Genomic DNA, 16,808 nt, shown 5'->3' on the forward strand with positions numbered 1-16,808 from the left:
AGCCACCTGACTGTGGAAAACCACCGCAAGGCCCACATCAAGGGCAATGACCACGCCACCGTGGACGGTGAGAAACGCGAATCCATCGGCGGCGACGCCAGCCTCACCGTCAACGGCAGCCACCACAGCAAACAGGGCAAGAACCAGCTCATCGAAGCCGGCAGCGAAATCCACCACAAGGCCGGCATGAAGATCGTGATCGAAGCGGGTGCGGAAGTGACCCTGAAGGCCGGTGGCAGCTTTGTGAAGGTGGACCCCAGCGGTGTGACCGTGTCCGGGCCGATGGTGAAGATGAATTCTGGGGGTGGGCCGGGGAGTGGCAGTGGGGCGTCTGCTCAGGTGCCCGCAAAGCCGGCCATGCTCGCTGACCAAGTGCAGCCAGACAATGCCTCGGCGCAATTGGCGACAACGGGTTCGCGGGGAGCCGCTACTGCCGATAACATGTCATTTTCGGGCGTTTCAGCACTGACATCTGATGTGCTCACCCGGGTTGCCAAGGCTGGAAGCACCGTTGCGTCTGGATGTGAGTTCGATAGCAGTGGACAATGTGTTATTCACGAGCACAATCGAAACTCCTTTGGCGCATCGCCTGTAAGTCAAGGCGTGAACGGAGGTGGAACTATGCAGAACGGCAACAAAGGTACAGCTCCAAACGAGAACACTAAAAATGCCAAGGATAATGCGCAAATGGGGTTGAGCGCAGAAGGTGAGAAATTACTGAAAAGCGTAGAGGAACTACGCCTTAATCCATACGATGATCAGACTGGAAACGCCATTAATTCATGGGTTAAAGGTGCAACCATTGGATATGGCCACTTAATTTCAAAAAGTGAGTGGTCTATTTATGAGAATGGAATTACAGCTGTCCAGGCCGATGCTCTATTTGCAGAGGATGTAGCGCCTTTTGTCGCAGCTGTTAATGATGCTGTTAGTGCTAGCCTTTCACAAAATCAGTTTGATGCAGCTGTCATGCTTGCTTACAACATTGGTATAGCCGGGTTCTCAAGCTCTTCTGCTGTTGCCCTTATTAACGACTCTAACGCATCCACACCTTATTCGAATTTAGAAAGTGCGTGGAAAGCGTGGAATCGTTCACAAGGTTCTGTTAGTCAGGGGTTGATAAATCGCCGAGATGCTGAATGGCGCGTCTACTCAAACGCCATCTATGAAAAGTGGTAACCGCGAACGGAGAAAATATTGATGGTTAGGTATTTTTTAATTTTCATGCTGAGTTTAATCTCTGCAGGCTGTTTTGCGGTTGACGACAATAAAACCAGATCGTCTTGTTCGGAAATTTCTTTGAATGACCTGTATTCAAGTTACAAAATTTTTGGCGTGGTTAAGTATGGTGGAGGGTTGACTACAGAGGCTTCAGCCAAAGACCGTATTGGAAAAGAAGTTGTTGTTGAACGTGAAACTTTTAAGGTCAGGGATTTTGTTATTTCCAATCCATCTTATGAGTTGGATTGTTATCCGTTGCCAAAGGAAGGAGAAGTTTCTGTCAATCGCTGGAGCAACTTTTATGGGTTTGGCTCGAATAGAACCTCTATTAAAGTTTTGCATGTTTATGATGAAGATGATGGTGCTGATGAGCCCTCGATTAATCTTGAGCTAGTGAATGGTCAGATTTGGGAAATGTATGATGGCTGGATTTATAAAATGAAACCCCTGTGAACCGCCAATGATCGGCCACTAATACCCCGAATACTGCAACAGCGATGGACCGCGAGCACCCATGACCACAATTGAGTCGATATTCCAACGAACTGATACACCAGAGAGTGCAGACTTCGCCGTATTGGACCTGGCCCAGAAAGATGAGGGCCAGTTGCTGGGGTGGTTGTATAACCATTTCGACCTGGGCGATATTCCCTGGAATCCCCTTTACCAGGGGACGGAACTGGCAAGCAACTGGTCTACAGGTCCCATACTGATTGAGCTTCGAGACGCGCAGGTTTTTCGTGAGGCGCTGATCGAGCGCTATCAGTCCGACTGTCTGGGCATGTTAATCTCCGCGCCAGATGTCAGCCTGGCGGCAATGGCCGACCACCTCCGCTCGCTCATTATTCCCCTGCTGGACGGGAAGCCATCCGTATTTCGTTTTTACGATCCACGTTCCTTAGGCCCCCTCCTTACGGTTTTACAGCCTAACCAGCGTTATCAGCTACTGGGTGTTTCTCAGTGGTGTTGGTGTAACGAAGGCCAATGGTGGGTGACCACGGAATCACAACCTGCCGACTGGCCGCAACCGGGGTCAACGCTTGCGTTGGGTAAAGCGCAGTTGGAGGCGTTGGATGAGGCACGCATTGCGCAGTTTGCCGAGTCACTAACGAATTACTACCGGCCCCATATCTCCGCGTCCGACCCGGAACAGTTTGTTCTGGGGGAAATTAAATCGGCGAACAACGCGGGGATAAGTTTACTCGCCGACCAGGAACGCTGGGTAAGGCTGGCGATCCAGGCAGGCGTGCCACTAACGGAATCCACAAGATGGCAACATCTGGCAAGTGATCAGGGATTATCACCAAGCCAGATTCTGGCTCATCTGGAAAGCGAACAAAGGACTGTAACTCATGTCGACTGATGCCCCGGTGCAACTTCCTCCTTCCAAGGTCTCCGAATCAGACCAGACTTCAAGCCAATCCGAGGCGAAAGACTGCCAGCAATGCAAAAACGCCACGGTGGTCTACGTAACCGGGCACCGAAGTTTTTGGGTGGTTCCGCAGAACGTTCTCGATAAGATGGAAACCAGTGCCGCCCGCCTCAAGGCAGCTGCTTCAAGGGAGACCCTGGAAGAGCGGCTATCCGAGATGGAAAAAGCAGGTTTGACCGATCTGTTCCTGCCCGCCACGGCCAAAAGCTTCCTGCCACCGGCTGAACAATCCGAGTGGGACGACCTGCATAGCCAGAACCGGGATGCGGACCGGGAGCTACACAGGCTGGACGAAGAGCTGGGTAAGGAAGAAGAGGCTTATCACCAACGGATAGATTCGCTTACTGAAGAACGGTCTTACTATGTCAATCGCCTTGAAACAACCAAGCAATGGCATCAAATCCGGCAGAGACTGTACGATCGCAAGAAGGATATTCAGGCATCGAAAGAGAGCCGATCTGACCGATTGATGGCTCTTCAGGATCAAGGACTTGATGCTGCCCGTGACGCTGGGTTTCATGTGGTGGAGCAGGAGTTGTTCTCGCCTGAGCAACGGAACATCAAAGAGCTGCTATCGGCCTACCTGGAAGCTCGAAAGGACTTTGAAGAGGACGAAGTGTCCAACGAAACAGTGGCCGCCATCTTCGTTAACACCTGCCGCATGAACCGGGAGTTGATGGCGTATGAATGGCAAAGGGAGACACCTGATATCCAGAAGGTCGAACAGTACCTGACGGAGCTGAACAAGCTGGAAGGCAGGATGCGGGACTATGCCGATACGGTGCTGGATCTCGCAAACATCGGTATCGCCTCGCCGGAATATGCGCTGGCGAACGGCCATCGCCAGGTGAAGGACGGCATTCTGGATATGACCGACCTTCGGTTGCTGGACTGGGAAATTGAGCAGCTTACCAAGGATATGAAAGAGCATGGCGGGGCCTGGCTTAGCGTGATTGGCCTGAATGGCCCCGCGCCGGCCCCGGAAATTCTGCAATACCAGCACAAAATTGAGACCTGCCAGAAGAAGCAGGAAGCACTGCGGTGCCGCGCCAAAGAGCAGTCCAGTGAACTGTCACCCCCGAAACTGTTTATCTGGAACCCAGCTGATTACAACACGCCCCCCTATAAGGCCCTGGTACGTCCCGGCGTTCCCCTGCGGGAATTCTCCCGGCCAGGAGGCAACTCCGAACTACAACATTTTTCCCTCCTGGACCTGCCGGGTGGACAGGACAGACTGGGTACGCCGGAAACCCCCGAGTCATCCTTCGATATCGCCCTGTCTCTCAAAACGGCCCAAAAGCCGGGCCAGGATAAAGCCCTGGAGAAACTGTTAACGGATCAAGGGGCGAAAAAATACCCCCTGCAGGAAGACTGGTTCGACGATCAGGGGCTATTTCAGCCGGATCGGTTCTTCAGTGTCATCGAGGGTGAAGGCGTGCTGGAGCAGTATAATCCCGAGGAGCTTGATGCTTGGGGCGCCCACCTCCGGGTATTTCTGTTTGAATCCGAGGCAAAGCGCCACCTCATGAGTTTTGATGACAGCTACACCGGCCAGTTTGTCAGGCTGCTATCCAGTGGTATTGCTGGCGAACTGGGCCGTGAACTGCAAAACCAGATAAAAGTGGAAGTGCTGTCGGGCGTTAGTGGCCCTGCCAATGAGCCCTCCATCAGTATGAAGAACGGAGCGTCCAAGATAGGGTATACCCTGGGTGAGGCCAAAATCGGCGCCAACCTGACATACAGGCAGGGGCAACTGGATCTGTTCTCTCTGAAACTGCCGAAACCGGAAGAAGCCGAACCAATCCGCATACCCTACCGGAGCGTAGGGGGTAGCGGAGAACTGGATCTGGGTCGGTTCTACTGTGAGGTTGACGCCAAGTGCTGGGGATTCGTGGGCGCCCGCATTCTGATGAGTCGCTCGATAGGCGTTGAAGCGGTCAAGGGAAAGGGGGTTCAGCTCACAGGTGTGGACCGGGAGAAACGGGAGGTTAGCGGCGCTGAATTCGATGCCTTTGTTGGGGCCCAGGCGGGTAAAATGACGCGCGCCGAAATGAAATGGTCCATTCCTCAACGCCTCAGGAAATCCGAGAAATGGCGCCGACTGGGGGAAGAGGTTCCCGAGTGGATCACCCTGGGGGTGCTCCGTAATGAGTTGGTTGGTGCCGTTGGCCTTGGCGCGACGGGAGAAATCAAGGTTGGGATGAACAACGGCCGGCTGGTCTTCTATGCCAAGGGCCGCGCAGTGGCTGGCCTGGGTGGAGGCATGGCCATTGGCTTCGAGCTGGATTTTGATACTCTCCCCTTGTTAATGCGCGTCTTGCAGCAGGAGCTGCACGACAACGGCTATCGCCGGGTGTACTGGATTGAAGGCGGTGCGTTTGAGTACCTGAGCATGCTGATGAACTTACGGCTCTCCGCGGCTCTGAATATCTCGTTCCTCGCGGCGCAGTCATACGACTTCGTTGAAAGTGTCTACCGGGACTTCCACGGCGGTGAAAATGCTGGGATTGTGGCAGTGAGAATTACCGAAGCCATTGATATTGCGAAAGGTACAGCAGCGCCGACTGATGATGTGCCCAGGGTAACACTGGATGAATACCGGTCGTGGTTCCTGGGGTTGCAGCCTGAGGCGATTGGTCCTATGTTGCACAACCTTGTGGCGGAGCCGGTTGAGTTTGAGGGTGAGGATAGGCGTGAGCAGAAGACTGCAGAGGAAATGCTGAAACTCCAACAGATCTCGATCCTGCAATGCTTGGAATGGATGGGCGAGTCAGAGTTGGTTCACCCGGAGTCTTATCGGGGCGTGAAGCCCAACCGTATCCAACGGCAGTTTGAGGAATCGGTGACCCGTATGAACGCCCAGGGCACCAAGCCAACGGAGGATTCCTTGCAGTTTGCCAGGGATAATGCGGCCAGGTTGGATGAGTTTATGGGTCGGGGGCTCTCGGGTGGTTTGGATGTGACAAGATTTCAGGATTACAGAAAGCTTCGTAGAAAATTCAGTTTGCATCTGTTGGGGCAGGCTTAAATCATGTTGAAAATCTCGTTGGCAAGAGTTTGCGTGCTTTTATTACTGCTCTTTGCGGGACTTCCGGTCTTTGCCCAAACCGATCAGGAGCGGGCGGAGTCATTGTTCCAGGAGGGTTACACCCTCTACCAGCAACGATACAGTCCGAACGCTTTCACGAAATTCAAGGAAGCAGCTCAACTGGGCCATGCTGAAGCAGCCTACTACGCCGGCAATATTCTTCGCCGGAACTCTACCTACATTACACCTGAGGCCGAAGAGTTTTACCGTCAGGCTGCCGAAGGCGGCGATGTCTACGCCATGCTGAGATTTGCCCAGAAGGGCAGAATGTGCGGTACGCTTAGGAATTGCGATTATGACCGTGAAGAGTGGTTGGATCGGGCAAAGGAGATTGCGCTTCCGAAGGCAGAAGCTGGCGACACGGAAGCGATGATGGTCGTATCTCTGGTTTTTGGTATTGGTGGCGATCTGGACGAGGAGTTTGAATGGGTTAAACGAGCCGCCGAAGGTGGGCATGCCTTTGCTCAGTATTGGCTAGCAACGGGTTTGCTGGGTGATCAGGACATGGGCTTTTACTGGACTGATAAAGGCCGTCGTGAAGACATTCTGATGTGGCTCAGGGCATCGGCTGAGCAGGGTTTCCCAAAAGCAATGCTAAAGCTGGCCGTTAAGCTGAGAGAACAGGGGCAATTAGAAGAGGCGCGCTATTGGGTTGAGAGAATGGCTGAAACCGATTATTACGATGCGCTTGTAGAAGCCGGTGTTCAAATCATGATGGGGCCGGATATTGGCAAGGTTCTGTCGCCGACTATTTCGTATCACTTTGAAAAGCCCCGTCCTGTCGAGGGTGCCGCCATTCTTCTCGCGGTGCACCGTGAGAAGGGCAAGGACGAGCCGCTGGAATTAATTGAGTACTATCAGGATTATCTGACGCCTGAAATCATGGCTGAGGCGAAGGAGCGCTCCAAGGAATTGTTGGTCGATACGCCGATTATTTACTACCTGCCGAAATTCGGTATGTAAGGATGTTTTTGTTTCTGACGCACCGGAACCCGCTGGCTATTGGCATAGATGACTCAGGCACGTTTCGTCTAGCAACAGTCGAACTACCAATTAGGTCACCATAGTGCCCGCCGCCACGAATGACTCTTTCGGGTTCTTTAGAGTTTGGACCGACTGTAACTGCTTTGCCCGTTTCTGGCCCTTTGGGATTAACTCTCTCGGAGCTTTGGTAGTAGTCTGGGGAGTAATAGTCGTTTACCCATTCTTCTGCATTACCGGACAAATCGTACAGCCCTAAAGGGTTTGGCGGGTAAAAGCCTGGGCGGTTAAGAGGAGAGTGCTCCGCATCAAATCGATCAAACCGGTGCAGTCTCTTCCCACTTATGTTTTGTCCGGGGCGTAGTTCTCCGTTGTCGGTAGCATGAAGTACCTGTCTACCTCGGGACCGAGCGGCGTACTCCCATTGTGCCTCTGTGGGCAAATCCACATCATTGCCAGACTGCTCGCCGAGCCACCGGCAAAATGCTTTAGCATCATGCCAAGAAACAGGTGCGGGAAGCTCACTGGCAAAGCGATCGGGGGACTCGCTGAGTTTGTCTTCGTAAAAGCGAGCTTTGATTTTGTGTCCTGAGGCTTCCACAAAAATCTCAAAATCCCCTTGGGTGACTTCATACTTCTGGATATAGAAGTCATCTAGCTCCACTTCATGGGCGGGAACGGTATCGGCACCCATGGCCCATCCGCCTGGATTGCCCATCAGAAATTCACCTCCTTCAACGAACACCATGTTGTCCATGTTGCGCTGGGCCACCTCGATGGCATACCAGTCGTTGATGGCATCGCAGCCAGTCAGGGCAGTCAGTGATAAGGCAAGCAAAAGGGATTGCTGGGTACGGCGGGCGATCATAGTCATTCCATTCCATTGAGTGACATTCCATGTATGCTGGTATTCTACCTGTCAGGCTGACGAGGGCCAAGCTTCGACTGGCCGGTAACAACCTGTCTGCCGGCCGCTTCTGGGAGGCCTGTACCGCCGGAATGTGAGCATTGATTCATGTTTAGTCCGGCGCCTTGTGACTTCCCGGATTCCGAACTAGTTTCCAATGGATATGACAGTCAAAAACCCACCAATAAAAAGCGTCATGACAAGCCGCTCAACAGAACCCGCCATTGGCCGGGACATCCGCACCGTTCTGGCGTTGCTGGTAATGACGTGGGTGGCACTGCTGGCTGCCTGTGGTGAGGGTGGCCAGAAAAAGGCGGGTGAGCAGGCGCTGGCCGCCGCCGATATAGCCGCGCCGGAAAGCCGCCTGAAAACCCACCCTCAAACCGGTGAGCCCCTTGCCCGCAAGCAGGTGCTTGTGCGCGGTAACTCCAGTGAACCCGCCTCCCTGGACCCTCACCTGGTGCAGGATAACGTGGGTGGCGCGATTGTGGTTGACCTGTTCGAGGGGCTGACCCGCAGTGGCCCCAATGGCGATACCGAACCGGCGATGGCAAAGTCCTGGTCGTCATCGGATAACAACCTGACCTGGACCTTCCACCTCAGGGAAGACGGCCGCTGGAGTGATGGCACCGCCGTAACCGCCCATGACTTCGTGTATGGCTGGCGCCGTGCGGTAGACCCGGAGGTGGGGTCCAACTACGCCTACTACATTGAATCCGCCGGGGTGGCCAATGCCGGTGAGATCATCGCCGGAGAGAAGGCGCCGGAAGCACTGGGCGTTCGTGCCCTCGATGATTTCACCTTCGAGGTATCGCTGGATGAACCGATCACCTACCTGCCGGACATGACCGTTCACTACACCATGTTTCCCGCCCCAAGGCAGGCAATTGAAGCCCATGGCGCTGACTGGACCAAGCCCGGAAACATGGTCTCCAACGGCGCCTACCAACTGAAGACCTGGCACCTGGGTGAGAAACTGGTGGCGGCCCGCAACCCCCACTACCGCGAGGACGACCAGACCATCATCGACCGGGTGGTGTACGTGCCCATTGAGTCCGCTTCCGCCGAACTGCAGCGTTATGCCAGTGGTGAGCTCCATATGACCTCCACGGTGCCGGTATCCCAGATGGCGCGGTTGAAAAAGGAGCGGCCCGATGAACTGGTGATGGCGCCCAGCATCGCCACCTACATGTACACGTTCAATGTAAACCGGCCGCCGTTTGATGATGTGCGTGTGCGCCGGGCCCTGACCTACGCCATCGACCGGAACGTGATCGTCAGCTACATCACTCGTGGGGAACAGATGCCCGCTTTCACCCTGACGCCACCCTATGTCAGTGGCTTCGATTTCCGGCAGCCGGAGTACGCCACCTGGAGCCAGCCGGAGCGGGATGAGGCAGCGCGCCAGGAACTCAGGAAGGCCGGTTACACCGAAGACAACCCACTGGAGTTCGAGCTGCTTTACAACACCGATGAAAGCCACAAGGCGCTGGCCATTGTGATCAGCCAGATGTGGAAGGAAAAACTGGGCGCAAAGGTGACCATCAGCAATCTGGAATGGAAAACCTTTCTCTCGCAGAAACAGGCCGGCAACTTCGGCATGGCCCGCCAGGGCTGGAAAGGGGACTACAATGAAGCCTCCACCTTCCTGACCCTGCTCACCAGCGACAGCGGCAATAACGACGGCGGCTGGAGCAATGCGGAATACGATCAGTTGCTGCTGGATGCCCGCTCCAGCGAGGACCCGAACCCCTATTACGTCCGGGCGGAAGAAATCCTGTGGCAGGAATTCCCGGTGGCGCCGGTGTATTTCAACACCACGGTGGCCCTGGTGAGTCCCAGGCTGAAGGGCTACCCGGAGAATAATCCCCGGAACATCGTCTACAGCAAGGATATGTACATCACTGCGGACTGAGGGAAGCCATGTTCAGTTTCATTATCCGGCGGTTGCTGGTGGCCGTACCCACCATTCTGGCGTTGATTACCGTCTCGTTCGTGCTGATGCATGCAGCGCCGGGCGGGCCGTTTACCAACGAGCGCAATGTGCCGGAAGCGGTGATGGAGAACATCGAGGCCAAGTACAACCTGGACAAACCCCTGTGGCAGCAATATTTCATTTACGTGGGCAACGTCGCCCAGGGCGACCTGGGTCCCTCGTTCCGCTACAAGGATTTCACCGTCAATGAGCTGATCGAGTCCAGCTTTCCCCGGTCCGCCTACATTGGCGCCTGGTCCTTCCTGTTTGTGGTGGTGTTCGGGGTGGGGTTGGGTGTCCTCGCCGCCCTCAAACAGAACCGCTGGCCGGACTACACGGTAATGACCGCCGCCATGACCGGCGTGGTCTTTCCCAACTTCGTGATGGCGCCGCTGCTGGTGCTGTTGTTTGCCGTCACCCTGCGCTGGCTGCCCGCCGGTGGCTGGGAAGGCGGTCAGGTGGAATTCATCGTAATGCCCATCATTGCCATGGCAACGTCCTACATCGCCCAGGTGGCGCGGATCACCCGCAGCAGCATGATCGAAACCCTGCGCAGCCCGTTTATCCGCACCGCCCGCGCCAAGGGCATTCCCCGGCACAAGATCGTACTGCGACACGCCCTGAAGCCGGCACTGATCCCGGTGGTGTCGTACCTGGGGCCGGCGTTTGTGGGCATCATTACCGGCTCGGTGATTATTGACCAGGTGTTCTCCACCGGTGGCATCGGCCAGCACTTTGTGAACGGCGCCATCAACCGCGACTATTCACTGATTCTCGGGATCACCATCCTGGTGGGCGTGCTGACCATCCTGTTCAACGCCGTGGTGGATATTCTCTACACCTGGCTGGACCCAAGGGTGCGTTACTGATGTTTTTCTCCGATAAACATGCGGGCATGGGCGAACTGGCGGACACCCTGGCAGACGATGCCTACACCGAAGGCCGCAGCCTGTGGCGTGATGCCCGCCGTCGGTTCATGCAGCACCGGGCAGCAGTGGCAAGCCTGGTGGTACTGGCCCTGCTGTTATTGTTCGCCGCCTTTGGCCAGTACCTGTCACCCTGGGACAACGAATCCATCGACTGGGCCAGCCTGCCGAACCTGGACGAAGACGGCGTGCCGAGCCTGGCCAGCCAGCACTATTTCGGCCTGGACCCCATTGGTCGCGACCTGTACCAGCGCATAGTGCAGGGCAGTCGGATTTCCCTCATGGTAGGCGTTCTCGGGGCGCTGACAGCGGTGATCATCGGCACTCTCTATGGCGCCATCTCCGGCTACGTGGGCGGGCGTACCGACGCCATGATGATGCGCACCCTGGAAGTGCTCAGCGCTTTCCCGTTCATGTTCCTGGTGATCGTGCTGATGGCGGTGTTCGGGCGCAATGTGCTGCTGATCTTCGTTGCTATCGGGGCGGTGAGCTGGCTGAACATGGCCCGGATTGTGCGCGGCCAGACCTTGAGCCTCAAGCGCAAGGAATACATCGAGGCGGCCATGGCCGTGGGCGTGCATCCCTTCCTGATTGTGCTCCGCCACATCGTGCCCAACGTGCTGGGGGTGGTGATTGTCTACGCCACCCTGCTGGTGCCGGAGATGATCCTGTTCGAGTCCTTTATCTCGTTCCTGGGGCTGGGGGTGTCGGAACCCTACACCTCCTGGGGAGCGCTGATTTCCGAAGGGGCGGATGCCATGTGGACCGCCCCGTGGACGCTGATCTTCCCCATGCTGATGCTGGTGCTGACCCTGTTCTGTTTCAATTTCCTCGGCGACGGGCTGCGGGATGCCCTCGACCCCAAAGACCGCTGAGCCGGCAGGAACCCGATCTATGGCAATGCTGGAAGTCAACAACCTGAAAGTGGATTTCGACACGCCGGACGGCACCCTGCAGGCGGTGCGGGGGCTCAGTTACTCCCTGGAAGCCGGGCAGACCCTGGGAATCGTGGGGGAGTCCGGCGCTGGCAAGAGCCAGGGGGTGTTCGCCCTGATGGGCCTGTTGCCGGACAACGCCCGGGTGAGTGGCGAGGTGATATTTGAAGGGGAGCCATTGCTCAACCTGCCGGAAAAACAGCTGAACCGGATTCGCGCCGCCCGCATCGGCATGATCTTCCAGGACCCGATGACCTCCCTGAACCCCTTCATGAAAGTCAGCGACCAGCTCACCGAAGTACTGGTGCAGCACAAGGGCATCAGCCGCAAACAGGCGCTGCAGGAGTCCCTGCAGATGCTGGACGCCGTGCGCATCCCCGAGGCCCGCAACCGCATTCACCGCTATCCCCACGAATTCTCCGGTGGCATGCGCCAGCGGGTGATGATCGCCATGTCCCTGCTGTGCCGGCCGCAACTGCTGATTGCGGACGAACCCACCACCGCCCTGGACGTGACGGTACAGGCCCAGGTAATGGGCCTGCTGCGGGAGCTGCAACAGGAATTCAACACCGCCATCATCCTGATCACCCACGACCTGGGTGTAGTGGCGGGAAGCTGCGACCAGATCCTGGTGATGTACGGCGGCCAGATGATGGAATACGCCGCCACCCGGGACCTGTTCCGCGACCCCACCCATCCCTATACCAAAGGTCTGATGGGGGCGATTCCGCGCATCGACGAGCAGATCGACGAACTGGTCACCATTCCCGGCAACCCGCCCAACCTGATGAACCTGCCCCCTGGTTGTCCATTCTGCGACCGTTGCCCGAACGCGGAACCCCGCTGCTACCACGAACTGGACCCGCCGGAGCATTTTGAACAGGGCCGTATCCGGGTCTGCAACGTGCCACGGGAGGCCATCCGATGAGCGAACAGCAGCCCCTGCTGGCGGTGGAAAACCTGCAGGTAACCTTTGACATCATGCCCCGCAACGCCTGGCCCTGGACCCGGCCAAGAAAACTGCGGGCGGTAAACAACGTCAGCTTTACCCTGAACGAAGGCGAGACCCTGGGCATCGTGGGTGAATCCGGCTGCGGCAAGTCCACCCTGGCAAGGGCCATCATGGGCATGGTGCCGAGCCAGGCAGGGAAGGTGGTCTGGCTGGGGGAGGACCTGCGGGGCCTGAACCTGAAACAGCTGCGCAAACGCCGCCAGCGCCTGCAGATGGTGTTCCAGGACCCGCTCGCATCCCTGTCGCCCCGCATGACCGTTGGCGACATCATCGCCGAACCCCTGCGTACCCATTATCCGGACATCAAGGGCACTGAATTGCGGGAGAAAGTGGACGCCATCATGGACCGCGTCGGCCTGCACTCTCATCAGAAAAACCGCTACCCCCACGAATTCTCCGGCGGCCAGTGCCAGCGGGTGGGCATCGCCCGGGCACTGATTCTGGAACCGAAACTGATTATCTGCGACGAACCCGTGTCTGCACTGGATGTGTCTGTCCAGGCCCAGGTGATCAACCTGCTCAAAAACCTGCAGCGGGAGATGGGCCTGTCACTGATCTTCATCGCCCACGACCTGAGCGTGGTGAAACACATCAGCGACCGGGTGATGGTGCTGTACCTGGGCAACGTGGTTGAAAACGCCCCCCGTGCCGAACTGTACGCCGCCCCCCAACACCCCTACACCCAGGCCCTGATGGCCGCCGTGCCCATCCCCGACCCGGGCAGGGAGCGGGCAAAGCCCCCTGCGGAACTGGACGGCGACCTGCCATCCCCCCTGGACCCGCCCAGCGGTTGTGTTTTTCGCACGCGCTGCCCATGGGCAACGGAGTATTGCAGCAAAGAGGTGCCGGTATTGGAAGACAAGACCGGGGCAGGGCACTGGGTGGCCTGTCATTATGTGGAGAAAAAGGGGAAATAAAATCTGTTGGTGGTGTCGAAATCCACAGCGGTGACCCGACTAGAGGGTAACAGGACATCAACCTGTTTCGACCATAACAACCTGGAGAATGCCAGCAATGACCGCAACAACAACACGAATGATCTTTGTGAACCTGCCGGTAAAAGACCTCAAAGCCTCAATGGCCTTCTACCACGCACTTGGCTTCAGGAATAACCCCCAGTTTACCGACGACACCGCCGCGTGCATGGTCTGGAGTGAGGCCATTCACGTTATGTTGCTCACCCACGACAAATGGCGCACCTTCACTGACCGCCCAATCCCGCCAACAACCTCCAGCGAGGTGATGCTGGCCATTTCCTGCGACAACCGTGAAGCCGTCGACGCCATGAACAAGGCAGCCGCTGACAACGGCGGCACCGCGGACATCAACCCGATGCAGGACCTGGGTTTCATGTACAACAGAAACCTCGCCGACCCGGACGGGCACGTATGGGAAGCCATGTGGATGGATATGGCGGCGATTCCCGGGGCCACTGACGAAGGTTAGGGTACGAAAAAAGCCCGGCTCTGAGGAGGCGGGCCTTTTTGAATGCTGGTAGCAGATGTACTCGCTATCAGGCGGAGGGGCGGTTGTCTTCAACGGCTTCCAGCTTCACCCGAAAACCACAGGCAGCGGCGTACTTATTGAGCGTGCTCCAGCTGGGGTTCCCCCTGCCACGTTCAAGGCGGCAAATGTTGCTCTTGTTGGTGCCGAGCTTTTTGGCAACCGCCTCCTGGGTAAGGCCTGCCGAGGTCCTCATGGTGACCAGTTGGTCAATCAGGCAGAACTCGTCCTAGAGGGCCTTGTATTCCTTGCGGACCTTGGCGTTTTCTTATCTACTGACGATGAGTAGTGACATCAGGATAGCGTTCATGTCGAGATGTGTATGTTTTACTGATTGCCCAAAATGTGACTACCGGTAGAATACCTAAAGGTTATAACTCATAGAACGTCTCAATAAAATAAACGAGGGAAAAGTGGAAATTTCAAGTGGCGTATCGATTTTCTACAGTTACTCGCATAAGGATGAGAGGTTTTGCGAAACTCTTCGGGCTCATTTGTCTGTGCTGGAGAGGAAAGAGGTAATATCCTCATGGTATGACCGAAAAATAAAGCCTGGACAACTCTGGCAACGAGAAATTGATACAAATATAAAGAGGGCAGACATAATCGTATTACTTGTTAGTGCCGACTTCGTTGCATCCGATTACTGTTACCAAGAGGAACTCCAGATAGCGATGGAAAGGCATGAGGCGAATCAGGCGATTGTGGTGCCCGTTGTAGTGCGACCTGTGGATTTTAGCGAAACCCCATTCTCAAAAATCCAAGCGTTACCCAAGGATGCCTACCCTATTACGAAATGGAATGATGAAGATGAAGCATGGATAAATGTGGTTGAAGGTATAAAGAGTGCAATAAACGAAGTGAGATTTTTAAAGAAAAGGGGTGGTAGTGATGAAGGTTTTAGAAGTATAAATCATTATTTAGTTAGAGAGCTGGATTCACTAGAAGGTGCATTTGAAGCAGATGGTAGTAACGCAACAAATAGAGGTCTCTCTACGGGGCTTTTTGATCTTGACAGGGTCACAGATGGGTTGCATAAGTCCGATTTTATCGCAATTGCCGGCAGGCCAGGAATGGGTAAAACTGATCTTGCTTTAAAGATTGCTTGCAACGCTGTAATAGCAGAGAAGAAATCGGTAGGCTATTTCAGTCTTAATTTGCCTGTTGACAGGTTGATGAGAAAGATGTTGTCCGCCCTTGGTAGATTGCCTGTCCATAAACTGTTTAGGGGGGACCTAGAAGAAGATGACTGGCCAAGGTTAACATCAGCTGTAAGTCTTTTGAAGGATCTTCCTCTTTATATAGATGATAATATTTCTTTAAGTATTGATGAGTTGCGAAATCGAGCTATAAAAACTAAAGAAGATAAAAATGTTGAGCTTATTATTGTTGATAGTTTGCAGCACATGGATTTTAATTCAGAGCATGCAACTCCGGAAAGTATTTCAAAAGTGATCAGTAGACTGGCCAGAGAGCTAAAAATTCCGATTATCGCAACTACTACTATTAGTCGTGACGTAGAGGGGCGGCCAAATAAAAGACCTTTAACCCGAGACTTGGGTGCTTGGAGATGTTTGGAGGAAGATGCGGACACAATGATTTTTGTTTACAGAGATGAAGTTTATAATGAAGATTCTGTCGATAATGGTGTGACGGAGTTAATAGTTGCAAAAAATTCGTCTGCTAGTTCCATAGGGACAGTTAAAGTATTTTATACGCCAGGTACTTGTAGTTTTGATAACTTCTTAGATGATTAATATTCAAGATTTTTCAGTAGTTTTTTAGAAAACGGTACCTAGGTTTTATTTAAGTTCTTTATAGTTTATTCAGTTATATTATGTGGTGTGGTAATTTTGGTTGAGATTCCACTGCTTTCTTCAGATCTTCTATGCTTGCTTTGTTTGAAAGCATAGAATCTAGAAGTTTTCTTAGCTGATCATCAAAATTTGTATTGTTGATTGGAGATTTGTGCGGTGCGATTACTAGATTGTATGGAGTCAAAAATCTACTTCTCCGTTCAGCTATGTTTGTTATATCAACAAGTTTCCCATTTATTTCAGTGGCGCCGTCTTCATAGTGCTCAATCGGGAATGGTTTTTTCCTGACTATCGCGTAGTCTTCTCGTGCGAAACCTTGGTCTTCTAGCTGTTCGGATATTTGTTTTTCTTTAATTTCTGAAGCTCCACTTCTTTTCATTGGGGTTGACTCAACATATACAAACGATCTGTAATAATCTGAGCCTTTTATTGCAGCTATACGCTTTATTTTCAACTCAAGTGTGTTAAGTAAAACCACATCCTTAGATATTCTTTTGAAGTCAGAGATTTGAAGGTTTCCTCCGCGCCACCACCAAATTGGATCAGTTGTGCTTTCACCAATGCTAAATGTTAATGGGTGTTTTAGAAGAATCTCTAATCTTCTAATCGCTTCACTTCCACTATACCATTTTACTCCCCTCACTCCTGGAAAGGCTAGTGAGAAACGTTCCGAAAAAAGAACGGTGCTGCTTTGAGGTATTAAGGGTGGTATGGTTTCTTGCTTAGCATTCATTTTTGGTATTTCTGTAAACAATTTTTTATTTATAGTAGGGAGTTTTTTGTATGCATTTTCTATCAATTCGACGAATATAAAAGAAATTGAAAACACGGTTGTTGTTACAATAGGGAGGATCACTTTGAAGTTATTTATATTATTGTTTGCAAGTGCCCAATAAAGAATAATAGATCCTGATATAATGGCAGTGTATGCCATTTTCTTTGTCTTTATTATTTCGAAATATTCTTTCACTGTACCCCCGTTAAGCTCGGTTACGCCTTCCTTGGAACCAT

General features: G+C 53.8%; 15 protein-coding genes. 12 read left to right on the plus strand and 3 right to left on the minus strand.

Annotated elements, in window-relative coordinates:
- The 5 genes from NLU14_RS20670 to NLU14_RS20690 form a co-directional block, all read left to right on the plus strand.
- Nucleotides 1–1,179: lysozyme (locus NLU14_RS20670; RefSeq protein ID WP_275710170.1), on the plus strand; the 1,179-nt coding region annotated here is incomplete at its 5' end.
- Between the two features lie 120 nt (nucleotides 1,180–1,299).
- Nucleotides 1,300–1,674: a hypothetical protein gene (locus NLU14_RS20675; protein ID WP_275710172.1), complete on the plus strand. Its 375-nt coding sequence runs from the start codon at nucleotides 1,300–1,302 to the stop codon at nucleotides 1,672–1,674.
- A 61-nt stretch (nucleotides 1,675–1,735) separates the two neighbouring features.
- Nucleotides 1,736–2,584: a DUF4123 domain-containing protein gene (locus NLU14_RS20680; protein ID WP_275710174.1), complete on the plus strand. Its 849-nt coding sequence runs from the start codon at nucleotides 1,736–1,738 to the stop codon at nucleotides 2,582–2,584.
- Nucleotides 2,574–5,681 carry a hypothetical protein gene (locus NLU14_RS20685; RefSeq protein WP_275710177.1) on the plus strand — a complete coding sequence of 1,036 codons (3,108 nt, stop codon included), beginning with the start codon at nucleotides 2,574–2,576 and terminating at the stop codon, nucleotides 5,679–5,681. The genes NLU14_RS20680 and NLU14_RS20685 overlap by 11 nt, the downstream gene beginning before the upstream one ends.
- Nucleotides 5,682–5,684: 3 nt before the next feature.
- A complete protein-coding gene (locus NLU14_RS20690; RefSeq protein ID WP_275710179.1) occupies nucleotides 5,685–6,704 on the plus strand; it encodes a tetratricopeptide repeat protein in 1,020 nt (339 codons plus the stop codon).
- Here NLU14_RS20690 and NLU14_RS20695 read toward each other — a convergent pair.
- Complete coding sequence (locus NLU14_RS20695) at nucleotides 6,673–7,596, minus strand: formylglycine-generating enzyme family protein (protein ID WP_275710181.1); 924 nt, start codon at nucleotides 7,594–7,596, stop codon at nucleotides 6,673–6,675. The two genes, NLU14_RS20690 and NLU14_RS20695, sit on opposite strands and share 32 nt — an antisense overlap.
- 229 nt (nucleotides 7,597–7,825) lie before the next feature.
- Between NLU14_RS20695 and NLU14_RS20700 the strand changes: the two genes are divergently transcribed.
- The 6 genes from NLU14_RS20700 to NLU14_RS20725 all read left to right on the plus strand — a co-directional run bounded on the left by NLU14_RS20700 (nucleotide 7,826) and on the right by NLU14_RS20725 (nucleotide 13,923).
- The gene (locus NLU14_RS20700; RefSeq protein ID WP_275710183.1) at nucleotides 7,826–9,544 is read left to right on the plus strand and encodes a peptide ABC transporter substrate-binding protein; all 1,719 of its coding nucleotides are present in this window, start codon (nucleotides 7,826–7,828) and stop codon (nucleotides 9,542–9,544) included.
- 8 nt (nucleotides 9,545–9,552) lie between these two features.
- On the plus strand, nucleotides 9,553–10,473 hold the full coding sequence (gene oppB, locus NLU14_RS20705; protein ID WP_275710185.1) for an oligopeptide ABC transporter permease OppB: 921 nt from the start codon (nucleotides 9,553–9,555) through the stop codon (nucleotides 10,471–10,473).
- Nucleotides 10,473–11,405: an oligopeptide ABC transporter permease OppC gene (gene oppC, locus NLU14_RS20710; protein WP_275710187.1), complete on the plus strand. Its 933-nt coding sequence runs from the start codon at nucleotides 10,473–10,475 to the stop codon at nucleotides 11,403–11,405. The genes oppB and oppC overlap by 1 nt, the downstream gene beginning before the upstream one ends.
- Before the next feature lie 19 nt (nucleotides 11,406–11,424).
- The gene (locus NLU14_RS20715; RefSeq protein ID WP_338040812.1) at nucleotides 11,425–12,393 is read left to right on the plus strand and encodes an oligopeptide/dipeptide ABC transporter ATP-binding protein; all 969 of its coding nucleotides are present in this window, start codon (nucleotides 11,425–11,427) and stop codon (nucleotides 12,391–12,393) included.
- Complete coding sequence (locus NLU14_RS20720) at nucleotides 12,390–13,394, plus strand: oligopeptide/dipeptide ABC transporter ATP-binding protein (RefSeq protein WP_275710191.1); 1,005 nt, start codon at nucleotides 12,390–12,392, stop codon at nucleotides 13,392–13,394. Before NLU14_RS20715 ends, NLU14_RS20720 begins: the two co-directional genes overlap by 4 nt.
- Before the next feature lie 97 nt (nucleotides 13,395–13,491).
- The gene (locus NLU14_RS20725) at nucleotides 13,492–13,923 is read left to right on the plus strand and encodes a VOC family protein (RefSeq protein ID WP_275710193.1); all 432 of its coding nucleotides are present in this window, start codon (nucleotides 13,492–13,494) and stop codon (nucleotides 13,921–13,923) included.
- Nucleotides 13,924–13,990: 67 nt separating this feature from the next.
- Here NLU14_RS20725 and NLU14_RS20730 read toward each other — a convergent pair whose 3' ends face one another.
- Nucleotides 13,991–14,176: a helix-turn-helix domain-containing protein gene (locus NLU14_RS20730; protein WP_275710195.1), complete on the minus strand. Its 186-nt coding sequence runs from the start codon at nucleotides 14,174–14,176 to the stop codon at nucleotides 13,991–13,993.
- Between the two features lie 217 nt (nucleotides 14,177–14,393).
- On the opposite strand from NLU14_RS20730, the gene NLU14_RS20735 reads away from it, so the two are divergent.
- The gene (locus tag NLU14_RS20735) at nucleotides 14,394–15,737 is read left to right on the plus strand and encodes a DnaB-like helicase C-terminal domain-containing protein (protein WP_275710197.1); all 1,344 of its coding nucleotides are present in this window, start codon (nucleotides 14,394–14,396) and stop codon (nucleotides 15,735–15,737) included.
- A gap of 73 nt (nucleotides 15,738–15,810) precedes the next feature.
- Here the strand turns inward: NLU14_RS20735 and NLU14_RS20740 are convergent, their stop codons facing one another.
- Nucleotides 15,811–16,767: a hypothetical protein gene (locus NLU14_RS20740; protein ID WP_275710199.1), complete on the minus strand. Its 957-nt coding sequence runs from the start codon at nucleotides 16,765–16,767 to the stop codon at nucleotides 15,811–15,813.
- Nucleotides 16,768–16,808: the final 41 nt, after the last annotated feature.

The organism is Marinobacter iranensis (genome assembly GCF_029207565.1).
Taxonomy (GTDB): Bacteria; Pseudomonadota; Gammaproteobacteria; order Pseudomonadales; family Oleiphilaceae; genus Marinobacter; species Marinobacter iranensis.